Annotated in this window: 12 protein-coding genes; 4 read left to right on the plus strand and 8 right to left on the minus strand. The window is 71.7% G+C overall.

All coding sequences use genetic code 11. The features are described from left to right. The first annotated feature begins 7 nt into the window (after positions 1-7). Entirely contained in the window at positions 8-3,349 is a 3,342-nt protein-coding gene (locus tag FLP23_RS08495; protein ID WP_149325456.1) for an error-prone DNA polymerase, read from the plus strand. Between the two features lie 82 nt (positions 3,350-3,431). On the opposite strand, the gene FLP23_RS08500 is transcribed toward FLP23_RS08495, so the two are convergent. The 4 genes from FLP23_RS08500 to FLP23_RS08515 are packed head-to-tail and all read right to left on the minus strand — an operon-like array spanning position 3,432 to position 8,096. Next, complete coding sequence (locus FLP23_RS08500; RefSeq protein ID WP_149325457.1) at positions 3,432-4,661, minus strand: aspartate aminotransferase type Ic; 1,230 nt, start codon at positions 4,659-4,661, stop codon at positions 3,432-3,434. Between the two features lie 41 nt (positions 4,662-4,702). Continuing rightward, positions 4,703-6,505 (minus strand): DEAD/DEAH box helicase, encoded by a 1,803-nt coding sequence (locus FLP23_RS08505; RefSeq protein ID WP_246139944.1) that lies wholly within the window; start codon positions 6,503-6,505, stop codon positions 4,703-4,705. A 30-nt stretch (positions 6,506-6,535) separates the two neighbouring features. Beyond that, positions 6,536-7,777, minus strand: coding sequence for a DNA polymerase IV (gene dinB / locus FLP23_RS08510; RefSeq protein ID WP_149325458.1), 1,242 nt, complete (start codon positions 7,775-7,777; stop codon positions 6,536-6,538). Positions 7,778-7,829: 52 nt separating this feature from the next. Further along, positions 7,830-8,096, minus strand: coding sequence for a GlsB/YeaQ/YmgE family stress response membrane protein (locus FLP23_RS08515; RefSeq protein ID WP_149325459.1), 267 nt, complete (start codon positions 8,094-8,096; stop codon positions 7,830-7,832). Between the two features lie 105 nt (positions 8,097-8,201). Here FLP23_RS08515 and FLP23_RS08520 point away from each other — a divergent pair, with 105 nt between their 5' ends. Beyond that, on the plus strand, positions 8,202-8,999 hold the full coding sequence (locus FLP23_RS08520; protein WP_149325460.1) for an SGNH/GDSL hydrolase family protein: 798 nt from the start codon (positions 8,202-8,204) through the stop codon (positions 8,997-8,999). Positions 9,000-9,015: 16 nt separating this feature from the next. Here the strand turns inward: FLP23_RS08520 and FLP23_RS08525 are convergent, their stop codons facing one another. The 3 genes from FLP23_RS08525 to FLP23_RS08535 all read right to left on the minus strand — a co-directional run bounded on the left by FLP23_RS08525 (position 9,016) and on the right by FLP23_RS08535 (position 12,684). Continuing rightward, positions 9,016-10,251 carry a D-alanyl-D-alanine carboxypeptidase family protein gene (locus FLP23_RS08525; protein WP_149325461.1) on the minus strand — a complete coding sequence of 412 codons (1,236 nt, stop codon included), beginning with the start codon at positions 10,249-10,251 and terminating at the stop codon, positions 9,016-9,018. A gap of 75 nt (positions 10,252-10,326) precedes the next feature. Next, the gene (locus FLP23_RS08530; RefSeq protein WP_149325462.1) at positions 10,327-11,850 is read right to left on the minus strand and encodes an APC family permease; all 1,524 of its coding nucleotides are present in this window, start codon (positions 11,848-11,850) and stop codon (positions 10,327-10,329) included. A gap of 33 nt (positions 11,851-11,883) precedes the next feature. Beyond that, positions 11,884-12,684: a TrmH family RNA methyltransferase gene (locus tag FLP23_RS08535; RefSeq protein ID WP_149325463.1), complete on the minus strand. Its 801-nt coding sequence runs from the start codon at positions 12,682-12,684 to the stop codon at positions 11,884-11,886. Between the two features lie 75 nt (positions 12,685-12,759). Here FLP23_RS08535 and FLP23_RS08540 point away from each other — a divergent pair, with 75 nt between their 5' ends. Further along, entirely contained in the window at positions 12,760-13,617 is an 858-nt protein-coding gene (locus tag FLP23_RS08540; RefSeq protein WP_149325464.1) for an NAD-dependent protein deacetylase, read from the plus strand. A 46-nt stretch (positions 13,618-13,663) separates the two neighbouring features. Next, positions 13,664-14,293 (plus strand): histidine phosphatase family protein, encoded by a 630-nt coding sequence (locus tag FLP23_RS08545; protein WP_149325465.1) that lies wholly within the window; start codon positions 13,664-13,666, stop codon positions 14,291-14,293. On the opposite strand, the gene FLP23_RS08550 is transcribed toward FLP23_RS08545, so the two are convergent. Beyond that, the gene (locus FLP23_RS08550; protein WP_149325466.1) at positions 14,290-15,483 is read right to left on the minus strand and encodes an HNH endonuclease signature motif containing protein; all 1,194 of its coding nucleotides are present in this window, start codon (positions 15,481-15,483) and stop codon (positions 14,290-14,292) included. The two genes, FLP23_RS08545 and FLP23_RS08550, sit on opposite strands and share 4 nt — an antisense overlap. Positions 15,484-15,603 lie beyond the last annotated feature (120 nt).

Here is a 15,603-nt window from a genome sequence, read left to right on the forward strand (position 1 = left end):
CGGACTGATGGGCTTCCACAACCCGCCGATGTCGTGGTCCGAGTTCGAGGGAACCCTCTCGGGCCGCCGCAGGGCCGGCAGCACGGCACCGGATGATCGCACGGCCGACACTCGGGACGGCGGCGACGGGCCGGCCTTCTCGCACAAGCGCGGGCCGTACCTGCCGCCCGCCGGTCTGGCGCGCGACCCGGATGCGCTGCCCTACGCCGAACTGCACGCGCACTCGAGCTTCAGCTTCCTCGACGGCGCCTCCTCCCCCGAGGAGCTGCTCGAGGAGGCGGAGCGGCTCGGGCTCTCCGCGCTCGCCCTCGTCGACCACGACACCTTCGCGGGTCTCGTGCGCTTCGCCGAGGCGGCCGAGGCATCACACGTCGCGACCGTGTTCGGGGCTGAGCTCTCGTTGGGCCTCCCCGGACCCCAGAACGGCGAACCCGACCCCGAGGGCAGCCATCTGGTGGTGCTCGCGCGCGGCCCCGAGGGGTATCACCGGCTCGCCTCCGCCCTCACCACCGCGAACCTGCGCGGCGGCGAGAAGGGGCGGCCGGTCTATCTGCTCGACGAGCTCGCCGAGATGGCGGAGGGCCATTGGGCGGTGCTCACCGGATGCCGCAAGGGCGCCGTACGGCAGGCCCTCGCGCGCGGGGGCGCGGATGCGGCATCCCGCGAGCTCGACGCGCTCGTCGGGCTGTTCGGGCCGGATGCCGTGCACGTCGAGCTCACCGACCACGGCGACCCGCTCGACACCGACCGCAACGATGTGCTCGCGGCCCTCGCGGCATCCCGCGGGCTCCCCGTGCTCGCCACCGGCAATGTGCACTACGCCACGCCCGACCGTCGGCATCTGGCCGCCGCGGTGGCCGCCGTGCGCGCGCGACGCAGCCTCGACGAGCTCGACGGCTGGCTGCCGTCGACGGGCGCCGCACACCTGCGTTCGGGCCGGGAGATGCGGGCGCGCTTCGCCCGCTACCCCGGTGCGATCGAACACGGTCTCGCCCTCGCCGCCGAGCTCGCCTTCCCGCTGCGGCGCGCCAAGCCCGCCCTGCCGCGGCAGCACATCCCCGAGGGCCACACCCCCATGTCGTACCTGCGCGAGCTGGTCTGGGAGGCGGTGCCCCGGCTCTACCCCGGCCTGGATGCGGCGGGCCGTGAGCGCATCGAATCCGAGCTCGCCGTCATCGAGGGCAAGGACTTCCCCGGGTACTTCCTCATCGTGCACGAGATCGTGGCCTTCGCGAAGAGCCGTGGCATCCTCTGCCAGGGGCGCGGCTCGGCCGCCAACTCGGCCGTCTGCTACCTGCTCGGCATCACCGCGGTCGATGCGATCGGCTACCGGCTGCCCTTCGAGCGCTTCCTCTCGAGCCTGCGCGAGGAGGAGCCCGACATCGACGTCGACTTCGACTCCGACCGCCGCGAGGAGGTCATCCAGTGGGTCTACGAGCGCTACGGACGCACGAACGCCGCCCAGGTGGCGAACGTCATCCAGTACCGCCCCAAGAACGCCATGCGCGACATGGCGAAGGCGCTCGGCTACAGCCCCGGTCAGCAGGACGCCTGGTCGAAGCAGGTCGACGCGCACGCGTGGGATCTGACCCCGGATGCCGTGGCCGACTCCGACATCCCCGCCCCCGTGCTCGCGCTCGCCGGCGAACTGCTGAAGGCCCCGCGGCATCTCGGCATCCACTCGGGCGGCATGGTGCTGACCGACCGTCCGGTGGGCGAGGTCGTGCCGATCGAGCACGCCCGCATGAAGGACCGCACCGTCATCCAATGGGACAAGGACGACGCCGCCTGGATGGGTCTCGTGAAGTTCGACCTGTTGGGCCTCGGCATGCTCGCGGCGTTGCAGCACTGCCTCGACCTCATCCGCGAGACCACGGGCGAGGAGTGGACGTTGCAATCGATCCCCAAGGAGGAGCCGGAGGTCTACGACATGCTGTGCCGCGCCGACTCGATCGGGGTGTTCCAGGTGGAGTCGCGCGCCCAGATGGGGCTGCTGCCGCGCCTGCAGCCGCGGCGCTTCTACGACCTCGTCGTGCAGATCGCGCTCGTGCGGCCCGGGCCCATCCAGGGCGGTGCCGTGCATCCCTTCGTGCGCCGCAAGCTCGGGCAGGAGGAGGTGACGTACGCGCATCCGAAGCTCGAGCCGGTGCTCGCACGCACTCTGGGCGTGCCGGTGTTCCAGGAGCAGCTCATGCAGATGGCGATGGCGGTGGGCAACTGCTCGGGCGAGGATGCCGACCTGCTGCGCCGGGCGATGGGCTCCAAACGCGGTCTCGAACGCATCGAGCGGCTGCGCGAGAAGCTCTACGCCGGCATGGCCGAGAACGGGCTCAGCGGGGCGGCCGCCGACGACATCTACGCCCAGATCCAGGCCTTCGCGAACTTCGGCTTCGCCGAGAGCCACAGTCTGAGCTTCGCGCTGCTCGTCTACGCGAGCTCGTGGATCAAGCTGCACTATCCGGCGGCGTTCCTCGCGGGGCTGCTGCGCGCGCAGCCCATGGGGTTCTACTCCCCCGCCACCCTGACCGCCGACGCCCGGCGGCACGGCGTGCAGGTGCGGCGGCCCGACATCCAGCGCTCGGGTGCGGCTGCGGGGCTCGAACCGCTCGAGGACGGCGCGGTGGCCGGCGGCGTGGCCGGCGCGGTGGCGGTGCGCCTGGGACTCGCCGGGGTGCGCGGCATCGGGGATGCCCTCGCGACGCGCATCGTGGCGGCGCGGGACGCCGACGGCCCGTTCCGCGCCATGGAGGATCTCGTGCGGCGCGTGGGGCTCACGACGGCGCAGCTCGAGGCGCTCGCCACCGCGGGGGCGTTCGAGTCGCTCGGCGTGAGCACCCGCGAGGCGCTCTGGCGGGCGGGGGCGGCCGCCCAGGACCGTGCGGAGTTCCTCGCCGGCACGGTCGTCGCGGTGCAGCCGCCGCTGTTCACCGATCCGACCGCCTTCGAGACCCTCGCCGCCGACCTGTGGGCCACCGGCATCTCGCCCGACGACCATCCGGTGCGCCATCTGCGGCCGCAGCTCGCGGCGCGCGGGGTGCTGTCGTCGGAGGCGCTGCGCACGGCCGAGAGCGGGCGGCGCATCGAGGTGGCGGGGCTCGTGACGCACCGGCAGCGGCCGGCCACGGCATCCGGCATCACCTTCATGAACCTGGAGGACGAGACGGGGCTCGTGAACGTCATCTGCGGCGCCGGCTTCTGGGCGCGCCACCGCCGGGTGGCGCGTGACGAGCCCGCCGTGATCGTGCGCGGCATGCTGGAGCGTTCAGCAGAAGGGGTGGTCAACGTGCTCGCCGACGACATCGAGCCGCTGCGGGCGGGCGTGCGGCACCGCTCCCGCGACTTCCGGTAGCGCACGCCATCCCCCGACGGCCGCTACCGAGGTGGTCGAGGAGCGCCGCGCAGCGACGCGTCTCGAGACCACCGACCACGGGTCAGCCCGCGAGCTCGGCCTCCGCGAGCAGCACGCACAGCGCGAGCGCCTCGATCGCCGTCTCGAGGTCGGCCTCGGGGGGCATCGTGGGCGCGATCCGGATCACGCTGTCGCGCGGGTCGACGCCGTAGGGGAAGGCGGCACCCGCGGGGGTGACCGCGATCCCGGCCTCCTTGGCCAGCTGCACGGCCCGCGTCGCGGTGCCGTCCGGGGCCGAGAGGGTCACGAAGTAGCCGCCGGTCGGCGTGGTCCAACTGCCGTGGCCGGTGAGACGCTCGGTGAGGATGCGCTCCACGATCGCGAACTTGGGCGCGATGAGTGCGCGATGCCGGCGCATGTGGGCCCGCACGCCGTCGGCGTCGCCGAAGAAGCGCGCGTGCCGCCACTGGCTCAGCTTGTCGGGTCCGATGGTCTGCACGGAGGCGTGCATCTTGTACCAGGCGATGTTGGCCGGGCTCGAGCCGAAGAACGACACCCCGGCACCCGCCTGGGTGATCTTCGAGGTCGACGCGAACACGAAGAAACGGTCGGGGTTGCCGGCCTCGGCCGCGAATCTGAGGATGTCGAGCGGCGCGGGCTCCGCCGCGGTGAGGTGGTGCACCGCGTAGGCGTTGTCCCAGAACACTCGGAAGTCGCTCGCGGCGGCGGGCAGCGCGGCGAGAGCGCGCGCGGTCGCCTCGTCGACCGACGACCCGGTCGGGTTGGCGTACTGCGGCACGAGCCACATGCCGCGCACGCTCGGGTCGGCGAGGTGCTGCGCGATGGCGGGCACATCGAGCGAGCCGTCCGCGAGATACGGCACCGCGATCATCCGGATGCCGAGCGCCTCGGTGATCGCGAAGTGCCGGTCGTATCCGGGCGTCGGGCACAGGAAGGCGACATCCTGGCCGTACCAGGGCTCGCCCTGCGCAACCCCGTGCAGCAGGGCGTGCACGATGATGTCGTGCATGAAGGTGAGGCTCGCGTTGCCGCCCGCGAGCAGCTGGGGCACCGGGATGCCGAGCAGCTCGGAGAAGATGGCGCGCACCTCGGCCACGCCGTCGGCGCCGCCGTAGTTGCGCAGGTCGGTTCCGGCGCCGTCGCGGTGGTCGCCGCTCAGATCGAGGTCGAGCAGGCCGTTCGAGAGGTCGAGCTGGGCGGCGGAGGGCTTGCCTCGCGTGAGGTCGAGCGAGAGGCCGCGTGCCTTCAGTTCCTCGTAGTCGGCGCGCAGGGTCTCGAGCGTGTGGGGCATGGTGTCAACGCTACCCGTTCGCACATTCCGCGACGGTGCGCTCAGGCGGAGCCGAGGCGGCGGCGCAGCAGGTCGATGCGCGCCTGCAGCTGGGTGACCGTGCAGCGGGCCACGTCGGGTCCGCCGCAGAGCCGCCGCACTTCCGCGTGCACTTGCGCGTGCGTCTGCCCGGTGCCCCGGGCGTGGATGCTCACGAGGCTGTTGAGCAGACGCCGCTGTTCGCTCAGGGTGCGATGCAGCGGCTGCGGCTGGGTCTCCGCCTCGCCTCGCTCGCGGCGATCCTCGCCCCGTCGGGCCTGGCGCTGCTGGCGGTGCTTGAGCAGTTCGGAGACCTGCTCCGGCTCGAGGATGCCGGGAATGCCGATGAAGTCCCACTCCTCGGGGCTTCCGGGGGTGGCGAGGGCGCCGTACTCCTCGCCGTCGAACATCGCCTTCTCGAAGGTCGCGAAGGAGGCCAGCGCTTCCCACTCGAACTCGTCGGCGAGCTCCGACGGGGAGTCCTCCGCACGGTTCGCCTCGTCGACGAGACCGTCGTCGAGCAGCGCGTCGTCGGCGGTCTCACGATCGAGGGCGTGGTCGCGTTCGCGCTCCAGCTCGGCTCCCAGCCGCAGCAGAACGGGCACGCTCGGCAGGAACACGGTCGCGAGCTCGCCGCGGCGCCGGGCCCGCACGAAACGCCCGATCGCCTGCGCGAAGTAGAGCGGCGTGGAGGCGCTCGTGGCGTACACCCCGACGCACAGACGCGGCACGTCGACGCCCTCCGACACCATGCGCACGGCCACCATCCAGCGCTGGGTGCCTTCCGCGAAACGGGTGATCCGCTCCCCCGAACCCGCATCGTCCGAGAGCACGAGGGTGGGCGGGGTGCCGGTGAGGTCGGTGAGGATCTGCGCGTACGCCCGCGCGGAGGCCTGGTCGGTGGCGATCACGAGGCCGCCCGCGTCCGGGATGTGCTGCCGCACCTCGCGCAGTCGGCGGTCGGCCGCCGAGAGCACCGCCGGCATCCAGTCGCCGCCCGGATCGAGCGCGGTGCGCCAGGCCTGCGCGGTCACGTCTTTCGTGTCGTCCTGGCCGAGCGCGGCCTCCACCTCCTCGCCCGCACGAGTGCGCCAGCGCATCGAGCCCGCGTAGCTGAGGAACACCACGGGCCGCACGACGCCGTCGCGCAGCGCGCGCCCGTAGCCGTAGGCGTAGTCGGTCTGCGAGAGCCGCACCCCGCGCGCGTCACGTGCGTAGCGCACGAACGGGATCGGCGAGGTGTCGCTGCGGAACGGCGTACCGGTGAGCGAGAGGCGGCGCTCCGCCCCCGCGAAGGCCTCGTGCACGGCGTCGCCCCAGCTCAGCGTGTCGCCCGCATGGTGCACCTCGTCGAGGATCACGAGGGTGCGCGCCGAGGTCGTGAGTTCCCGGTGCAGGCTGGCGCGCACCGCGACGGCCGCGTAGGTGACGACCACCCCGTGGAACTGCCGCGACTCGCGCCCGTGCCGGTTGCTGAACCGCGGATCGAGGCGGATGCCGGCCCGGTGGGCGGCGTCCGCCCACTGCACCTTGAGGTGCTCGGTGGGGGCGACCACCGTGATCCGGTCGATGAGGCGGCGCTGCAGCAGCTCGGATGCCAGGCGCAGCGCGAAGGTCGTCTTGCCGGCGCCGGGCGTGGCCGACACGAGGAAGTCGCGTCGGCTCGCGGGGTTCACGGTCGGGTCGAAGTAGGCGCTGAGCGCCTCCTCCTGCCAGGCGCGCAGCTTGCCCGCGGTGCCCCAGGCGGCGCGCTCCGGGAAGCTCGGCGGCAGATGGTCGGCGGCGGACGTCGCCCGGAACACGCGCTCCCCCGACTGCTCGCTCACTTGATGAGAGCGTAGTCGGGGGCGCCGACCTCAGTCGTCGCCGTGGCCGTGACGGCGGCGGGCTGCCGGCCGCAGCAGGGCCGCGGGCCGCACGGTACCGGGGCCGAAGCGCTCGGCGACCGCGTCGACGGCCTGCTCGGCCTCGCGCCAGTCCTCGTCGTCGTCCCACAGCCCGAGGCTCGCCACCTCGCCCGTGAGCTGCTCGGCGCGCACCCCGATGAGGCGCACCGGCCGCGCGGAGCCGTTGGCCTGGTCGTAGAGGCTGCGCGCCTCCTCATAGATGCGCCGACCCAGGTCGGTGGGGTCCGCGAGGGTGCGGGAGCGGCTGATGGTCGTGAAGTCGGCGAAACGCAGCTTGAGGGCGATCGTGCGCCCCGACACCCCCGCGCGCCGCAGGCGCTGGCCGACGGCATCCGAGAGCTCCAGCAGCACCCGGTGCAGTTCTGCCCGGTCGGTGCGGTCGGTCTCGAAGGTGGTCTCGTGCCCGATGGACTTCTCGTCGCGCCCCGGCGACACGGGGCGCGGGTCGCGCGCCCAGGCGAGCGCGTGCAGCCGCTGGGCACCCGCATCCCCGAGCGCACGGCGCAGCATGTCGATCGGTGCGTGCGCGACATCCCCCACGGTGCGCAGTCCGAGGCGCACGAGCACCTCTTCGCTCTTTCCGCCCACGCCCCACAGCGCCGCCACCGGCAGCGGATGCAGGAAGTCGAGCGTGCCCGCATCCGGCACGACGAGCAAGCCGTCGGGTTTGGCCCGACTGGAGGCGAGCTTCGCGACGAACTTGGTGGCTGCGGCGCCCGCCGAGCACCGCAGCCCCGTCTCGGAGTACACCCGCTCGCGCAGGAGCGTGCCGATCTGCCAGGAGCTGCCGAGCAGGCGCCTCGCCCCCGCGACGTCGAGGAAGGCCTCGTCGACGCTCAGCTGCTCGACGTGCGGGGTGACGGTGCCGAGCAGCTCCATGACACGCCTCGAATAGTGGGCGTAGCGCTCGAAGTGCGGCTCGAGCACGACCGCCTGCGGACACCGCCGTAGGGCGACCGCCATCGGCATGGCCGAGTTGACGCCGTAGCGGCGGGCCTCGTAGGTGGCGGCGGTGACGACGGACCGCTGCGAGGCGTGTCCGACGATCACCGGCTTGCCGACGAGCTCGGGATGGTCGAGCAGCTCCACGGAGGCGTAGAACGCGTCCATGTCGACGTGCATGATGTGCGCCGCGGGGTCGTCGACGGCCTCGGCGCTGATCTGCCGGCCCGAGCCGTCCTGCTTGCTCACGGCGCCATCATGTCACCCGCCGCCGACGGCGGCGGGCCTCAGGCCGCTGTGCTCAGGAGGCTGTGCGGTTCCTCGTCACGAGACCCCAGATGAGCAGCACGATGATCGCGCCCCCGATGGCGAGCAGCCAGGTCCAGAGGTTCCAGAAATCGTTGAGCGGTGCGTTGAACAGCAGCGAGCCGAGCCAGCCGCCGAGCACGGCGCCGACGATGCCGAGCAAGAGGGTGGCGATCCACCCGCCGCCCTGACGTCCGGGCAGGATGAGCTTCGCGATCGCTCCGGCGATGAGCCCGAGCACGATCCAGCCGAGGAATCCCATGGTTTCTCCTTCTCGTCGTCCCCTCGTGGGGGGTGTTCGATCCCTCCAGCCAACGCGCCCGGCGCTCTGCGGGCAACCCCTGGCGAGATGGGGCATTCTGGTGATATGACGGCGCTTCATCCGTGGTCCCGCTATGTGGCGATCGGCGACTCGTTCACGGAGGGCATCGGCGACCCCGAGCCCCGCAGTGCGGGCGGGCATCGCGGCTGGGCGGATCGGGTGGCGGAGGTGCTCACGCGGCGCACCGACGACTTCGCCTACGCGAACCTGGCCATCCGCGGACGACTCCTTCAGCAGATCCTCGACGAGCAGGTGGAGCCGGCGCTCGCCCTGCGCCCCGACCTCATCACGATCTCCGCGGGCGGCAACGACATCATCCGTCCCGGCACCGACCCGGATGATGTGGCCGAGCGGCTGGAGGGCGGCATCGCACGCCTGCGCCGGGACGACGCCACCGTCGTGCTCTTCAACGGCCCCGACATCGGCGGCACCCCGGTGCTGGGTCGCATCCGCGGCAAGGTCGCGATCTACAACGAGAATCTGCGCGCGATCGCGCAGCGGCACGACGCGATCATCGCCGACATGTGGGCGATGCGCGAGCTCGCGGACTCGCGGATGTGGGCGCCGGATCGGCTGCACTTCTCCCCCATCGGCCACCACACGATCGCGCGCATGGTGCTGGATGCGCTCGGTGTGGAGCACGATCTGGCGCCGTTCGAGCCGGAGCCGCTGCCGGCGGTGTCGTGGCGGCAGGCCCGCATCGACGACATCGTGTGGGCGCGCGAGTACTTCGGGCCGTGGATTCTGCGGAGGTTGCGCCACCAGTCCTCGGGCGACGGCATCCTTCCGAAGCGTCCGGTGCCGACGCCGCTCGCGGTGGGCGGCGCCGAGGACGTCGAGTAGCGCGGTCCGATCCGGGCTACTGCATCCCGAAGATGATGGCGGGATGCCCGAGCCGCCAGCCCGGGCCGGGGTCGTCGATCGTGCGTGAGAGCACGAGCGGCACCGTCACCGTCTGCGCACCCGCCGTGTAGACGACCGAGCCGACCGTCGCACCCTTGTCGGCGAGGCGGAGAGGCTCGGTGGTGACGGCCGCCGTGACGGGGGTGTCGCCCCACACGACCACGGAGGCCGTGTCGGCGGCGATCGCCGAGGCGCTGTCGCCCCACGGGGTCGTGTAGTCGCCCAGCACCTCCCCCTTCGCCACGAGCGGCACCTCATGGAACCCGGCCTGCGCCTGCGCGATCATCTGCCGCACGTCGGCGTTGAGGCTGGGGTGGTCCGTGGCGCCGAGCACGACGCCCACCAGCTGCACGGTCTGCTCCCCCACGGCGAGGTCGGCGGAGAACAGCAGGTTGGCGCCGAAGCTGTTGAGGGTGCCGGTCTTGATGCCGTCGACCCCGCTGTCGCCGATGAGCTTGTTCGTGTTGCTGAGGGTGCCGAGGTCGTGCATCTCCATGCGGGAGGTGCCCACGATCTGCGCCACGACCGGGTTGGCGAGGGCGAGCTGCCCCAGGGTGATGAGGTCGGCGGCCGTCGCCCGGTTCGCGGGGTCGATGCCGGAGGGCTCGACCACGGTCACCCCGGTGAGGCCGTGGGCGTCGAGCCAGCCGCGCGCGGCGGCGAGGAAGGCGTCCGGGGAGCCGAACGCCCAGTTGGCGAGGCTCGCGGCGTAGTTGTTGGCGGAGTCGATGAGGGCGATCTCGAGCAGCTCGTGCTGGGTGAACCGCAGCCCCGAGCTGATGGGGGCGACTGAACCGTTGATCGAGATGAAGTGCCGGTAGAGGGCCACGTCGGCGGCGCCCATCGTGACCTCGGGGCCTTCGTCGCCGACGGCGAGCGGGTGCGCCTCGAGCACGGTGAGCGCGGTCACGATCTTGGTGATGGACGCCATGGGCAGCGCCTCGGTGGAGCCGGCTTGACCGAGCAGCCCGGGGAAGCCGGTGGCGGCGATCGCCGAGGCGCCGTATCCGGGCCAGTAGGGAGCGGCGGCGGCAGCCGGGGCGATGGTCGGGGTGTGGTCGACGGCGTCGTGCTCGACCACGGGGGCGAGCAGGGTGAGCGGCAGGTAGGCGATGCCCGCGAGCACCGCGAAGAGCCCCCCGAAGACGACGGTCCGGCGTCGGCGGTAGATCTGGCGTCGGGTGAGGGGCACCGGAGCATTATTCCCTGCGGCGCCCGTGAGGACGCCGAGGCGCGGCGGCAGCCGCCACGGCCGGGGCGGGTGCGCTCAGGCGCGCCCGCCGTCGATGGAGCGGGCGACATCCTCCGGGTCCTCCGGAACGAGGACCGGGGTGGCCGCGTTGAGGCTCTCCCCGCGGAAGAACGGCCGGGATCCGGGGAATGCCGCCCACACGGCCGCGAGCACCACGCCCAGCAGCAGCGAGCCGACCCCGAGCACGAACACTCCGCCCACGCCGAGCAGCACGGTGTAGCCGTACTCGGGGTCGAACATGTCGATCGCCGACTTCACGAAGGCGAACGTCAGCAGCACCGCTCCCAGCAGGGGGAAGAGGAACTTGTAGAACACGTTGGAGGCGGAGCTGAACAGTTCGCGACGGAAGTACCAGACGCACGCGTAGCCGGTGACGGCGTAGTAGAACGCGATGGCGAGTCCGAGCGAGTAGATGGAGTCGGCGAGCAGGTTCTCGCTGATGAAGGTCATGCCCACGTAGTAGACGATCGCGACGACGCCCATGATGAGCGTCGAGAACCCCGGGGTGCGGTACCGGGGGTGCACCATCCCGAAGCGGGCCGGAAGCGCCTTGTAGATCGCCATGGCGAGGGTGCCGCGCGCGGTCGGCAGCACCGTGGTCTGGGTGGACGAGACCGCCGAGATGAGCACGGCGAGCACGAGCAGCCACGCCCAGGGGCCGAAGAGGGCGTCCTTCACGACGAGGAACACGTCATCCTGGTCGGCGAGGGCGTCCGGTCCCGCGTACGCGATCGCGGCCACCGCGACGGCCACATAGGTGAACATGAGCACGAGGATCGACAGCAGCGCCGCCTGGCCCGGGATACGCTTGGGGTCCTTGGTCTCCTCGTTGAGGGCGAGGCAGGTGTCCCAGCCCCAGTAGATGAACAACGCGAGCAGCACCGCCTCGGTGAAGCCGTCGAACGAGGTGAAGCCGAAGGGGTTGAACCATTCGATGCTCACCGCGGTGGCGTCCGGGGCATCGCCCAGGATGACGCTGCCGAAGGCGAACACCACGAACAGCACGAGCGCGAGGTACTGGACGCCGAGCAGCACGTTCTGCAGGCGCTCGCCGATCTCGAGGCCGCGGTAGCTGACGTAGACCATCGCCGCGATGAAGACGACACCGGTGATCGTGACGACCACGGTGTTCTCGGAGAGCTCCTGCTGCCCGATGAGCAGCCAGAAGTAGATGCCGGCGATCTGGGCGAGGTTGGCGAGCACGATGATCCCGGCCACCGCGACGCCCCAGCCGCCGAGCCATCCCACCCACGGGCCGAAGGCCTTGGTGGCCCAGGTGAAGGTGGTGCCGCAGTCGGGCACCGCGCGGTTGAGCTCGCGGTAGGCGAAGGCGATGAACAGCATGGGCACGAACGCCACGATGAAGGCGATGGGCGCCTGCACCCCCACCGCGGTGATCACGAAGCCGAGAGTCGCGACGAGCGAGTAGACGGGGGCGGTGGAGGCCAGCCCCATGACGGTGGAGCCGATGAGCCCGAGCTGGCCGCGCGCCAGCCCCTTGCCGTCGGTGGATGCGGGGGCGGGTGACGACGCTGTCATGTCGCGAAGGTACTCCCGTGGCGCGCGGTGCGGCTAGATGCGCAGCGCCCAGAGGGCGACCGCGGAGGCGGCGGCCACGTTGAGGGAGTCGACGCCGTGCAGCATCGGGATGGTGACGACGCGGTCCGCGCTCGCGAGGGCGGCGCGGCTCAGGCCGTCGCCCTCGGTGCCGAAGACGAGCGCGACGCGCTCGGGCGGATCGGCGGCGTAGTCGTCGAGGGTCACGGCGGCGTCGTCGAGGGCGAGGGCGGCGATCTCGAAGCCTGCGGCATGCAGCTGCTCGGCCGCCTCCGGCCATTCCGGCAGGCGCGTCCACGGCACCTGAAGCACGGCGGCCATGCTCACCCGCACCGAGCGGCGGTAGAGCGGATCGGCGCAGCGCGGGGTGACGAGCACGGCATCCGCTCCGAGTCCCGCGACGGCCCGGAAGATGGCCCCGACGTTGGTGTGGTCCACGATGTCCTCGAGCACCACGACGCGCCGGGCGCCGCGCAGCACCTCGGCCACGGGCGGCAGCTCCGGACGGTGCATGGAGGCGAGCGCGCCACGGTGCAGCACGAAGCCGGTGATGCGCTCCAGCAGCTCGGGGGGCGCCACGTAGACGGGCACGTCGACGTCGGCGAGCAGGGGCGCGAGGTCCGGGATCCACTTCTCCTGCAGCAGCACCGACCGCGGTCGATGCCCCGCCTCGAGCGCACGCTGGATCACCTTCGTCGACTCGGCGATGTAGAGCCCGCCCTCAGGCTCCGAGAGCCGGCGGAGCACCACATCGGTGAGCCGGAGGTAGTCGGTGAGCCGGGGATCGGCGGGATCGTCGACCGGAACCAGCTGCATCCTGCGATTCTGCCAGCACCGCGAAACATCCCCGAAAACTGCGGCCCCTAGGCTGGAGCCGCGGAAGGAGGACGGATGTCGATCACGCTCCCCGCAGCCGGCGCTGCGAGCATCGCGCTCGAGCCCGCCCTCGATGCCGCCGAGCTGCTGCTGCGCGGCCGTCGGATCGCGGTGCTCACCGGCGCCGGAGTGTCCACCGACTCGGGCATCCCCGACTACCGCGGCGAGGGCACCCCGGTGCGCCGCACACCGATGAACTTCTCGGCCTTCCTCGCCGACGAACGCTCACGCAAGCGGTATTGGGCGGGCAGCCACCTCGGCTGGAAGCACTTCTCGAGCGCCGGACCGAATGAGGGCCACCTCGCGATCGCGGCACTCGAGTCGACCGGCGCCGCGACCGGCGTCATCACCCAGAACGTCGACGGGCTGCATGCCCGCGCCGGATCCCGCCGCGTCGTCGAGCTGCACGGTGCCATGCGCCGGGTCAGCTGCCTCACCTGCGGTCAGACCTTCGCCCGCGCGGACATCGCCGAGCGGATGACGCGCGAGAACCCCTGGCTGGACGAGCCGGATGCGGGGCAGCTCGGTCCGGATGGCGACGTGCAGATCGAACGCGTCGACGCGATGGTCGTCCCCGACTGCACGGTGTGCGGCGGCCTGCTCAAGCCGGATGTGGTGTTCTTCGGCGAGTTCGTGCCCACCACGGTCTTCCAGGCGGCGCGCGCCATCCTCCGCGGATCCGATGCCCTCCTCGTGGCCGGTTCTTCGCTCGTGGTGAACTCGGGCATCCGGCTGCTCGACCAGGCGAACAAGCGCCACCTGCCCGTCGTCATCATCAACCGGGGCGAGACCCGTGGGGACAAGCGGGCGAGCCTCAAGATCGAGGCCGGAACCTCGGAGGTGCTCGCGGGGCTCGCCGAACGGCTCGGCTAGTCTCGATCCTCGGGCGCTGCGGCGCCCAGGCACCTGCGGAGGATCGATGACCGAGCTGTATCTCGTGCGCCACGGCGAGACCGACTGGAACCGCGCGCGGCGCATCCAGGGACGCACCGACATCCCCCTCAACGACACGGGACGTGAGCAGGCCCGCCAGGCGGCCGCACTGCTGGCGCGACGCCGCTGGGATGGGGTCTACTCGAGCCCGCTCAGCCGTGCGGCCGAGACGGCGCGCATCATCGCCGACGAGCTCGGCATCGACCAGGTGACCGAGGTGGATGCGCTCGTGGAGCGCGACTACGGCCTCGCCGAGGGTCTCGACTTCGACGAGATCGCCGCCCGCTGGAGCGGCGACACCCCGGTACCCGGTCAGGAGACCCGGGACGCTGTCGCGGAACGCATCGTGCCCGCCCTCATCGACATCGCGCATCGGCACCCCGGCGAGCGGCTGCTCGTGGTGAGCCACGGCGGATCGATCCGATCCGCCCTGCACGTGGCCGAGCCGGGTGTGCAGCACCCGCGTATCAGCAACGCCTCCGTGCACAGCTTCCGCGTGGAGGACGGCGCGCTGCGGCTCATCGCCTTCGACGACCCGCTCGAGGAGGAGTCGCAGCAGCTGCCCGACTGCGAGGACCTCGAGGAGCAGAACGCCGTGGAGGCGCGGGCGCTCTAACGATCAGGATCAGCGGCCCACTCGGGCTCGGTGGTGTACTCGCGGCCCAGGAAGCTCGTCCATCGCAGTCGCCCGCCGGCTTCCTGCCTCACGCTCCATCCGCCGTGGTGTTTGAGCGTGTGATGCCCGCGGGAGAGGTGGGCGAGGTTGTCGTGGTCGGTCGCACCGCCGTCATCCCAGGCTCGCGTGTGGTCGATGTCGGAATGGCGGGTGCTGATGGTGCATCCCGGGAAGCGGCATGATCCGTCGCGGATGCGCAACCAGATGCGGAGTGGTGTCGGGATCTGGTAGCGGGTGCGTCCGAGGGAGAGGGCGACCCCGGTCTCGGGGTGGGTGAGCAGCCGATACAGGCCCTTCGCTTCCGCGGTGATCCGTCGGGCAGTCGCAGCGTCGATGGGGCCGATGCCGTCGAGGGTCGCGGGCTCGTCCCTGCCGAGCAGGGTGAGCGCGGGAACGGTCACGAGCACCGTGGGCACGATGCCGTGGAAGGCTCCCTTCCCGCGGTCGCGGCCGAGCAACGCGTCGGTGAGGATGTCGACCCGCACCTGGGTCAGGGGGCGCGGGTCACCGTCCGCGACCGTTCGGTGGGCGGCGTCGGTGAGACGCTCGAAGATCGCCTCCGCGTCCACCGCTCCCAGGTACGCGGTCAGATACGCCATGCCGTCCGGTGCGGGCTCGAGGGTCACGGTCCGGGTGTCGTGCGCGGCCTTCACCCGCTCGATCATGGTCGACGGATCCCGCCGCTCCCGCAGCCTCCGCACCGTGCGGGCGAACCGGGACGCCGTCTGGGTGCCTGCGGAGCCGAGCGCCACCCGTTCGACGGCAGCCATGTCGGCCGCACTCAGCCCGGACAGCTCCCCCACGAGCAGCTGCGCATGCCGATACGAGAACAACCCCTGCCCGAGAGCGGCCAGTGTCGCCGGCAGCTGCTCGACGAGCACCCGGGCCTCCCCCATCAACCGCTCCGCGGTACGCTCCGGCACCCGCAGCGCGCACGCCAACTCCGCCCGAGCGGCGCGCTCCAGGAACCGGCCCGACTCCGGCGGATACGCGACGGCGAACACCTCCTCGAACTCGCGGATCGCCTCCGTGCGGGAGGCCGTCAGCGCATCGATCTGCGCCTGGATCGCGACCACCCGCTCGAGGGCCGCGTCGGCCCTCGAGACCGGATCCGGCTGCGTGTTCTCCATGGTTCAACACCATCGGGGACCACCGACAAATGGGCACCTGAGCGGGGGTTTGTCCCCAGCGTGGCGGGGGTAACCACGGCATCGTTACCGAAACGTGATCTGGGGTGCGGTGATCTCGAT

It is taken from the genome of Protaetiibacter larvae (genome assembly GCF_008365275.1).
GTDB classification, from domain to species: domain Bacteria; phylum Actinomycetota; class Actinomycetes; order Actinomycetales; family Microbacteriaceae; genus Homoserinibacter; species Homoserinibacter larvae.

Coding starts and splice junctions, on each gene's coding strand:
- FLP23_RS08495 (WP_149325456.1), top strand. CDS start 8: ATGGGCTTCCACAACCCGCCGATGTCGTGGTCCGAGTTCGAGGGAACC.
- FLP23_RS08500 (WP_149325457.1), bottom strand. CDS start 4,661: ATGCCCCACACGCTCGAGACCCTGCGCGCCGACTACGAGGAACTGAAG.
- FLP23_RS08515 (WP_149325459.1), bottom strand. CDS start 8,096: ATGGGATTCCTCGGCTGGATCGTGCTCGGGCTCATCGCCGGAGCGATC.
- FLP23_RS08520 (WP_149325460.1), top strand. CDS start 8,202: ATGACGGCGCTTCATCCGTGGTCCCGCTATGTGGCGATCGGCGACTCG.
- FLP23_RS08530 (WP_149325462.1), bottom strand. CDS start 11,850: ATGACAGCGTCGTCACCCGCCCCCGCATCCACCGACGGCAAGGGGCTG.
- FLP23_RS08535 (WP_149325463.1), bottom strand. CDS start 12,684: ATGCAGCTGGTTCCGGTCGACGATCCCGCCGATCCCCGGCTCACCGAC.
- FLP23_RS08540 (WP_149325464.1), top strand. CDS start 12,760: ATGTCGATCACGCTCCCCGCAGCCGGCGCTGCGAGCATCGCGCTCGAG.
- FLP23_RS08545 (WP_149325465.1), top strand. CDS start 13,664: ATGACCGAGCTGTATCTCGTGCGCCACGGCGAGACCGACTGGAACCGC.
- FLP23_RS08550 (WP_149325466.1), bottom strand. CDS start 15,483: ATGGAGAACACGCAGCCGGATCCGGTCTCGAGGGCCGACGCGGCCCTC.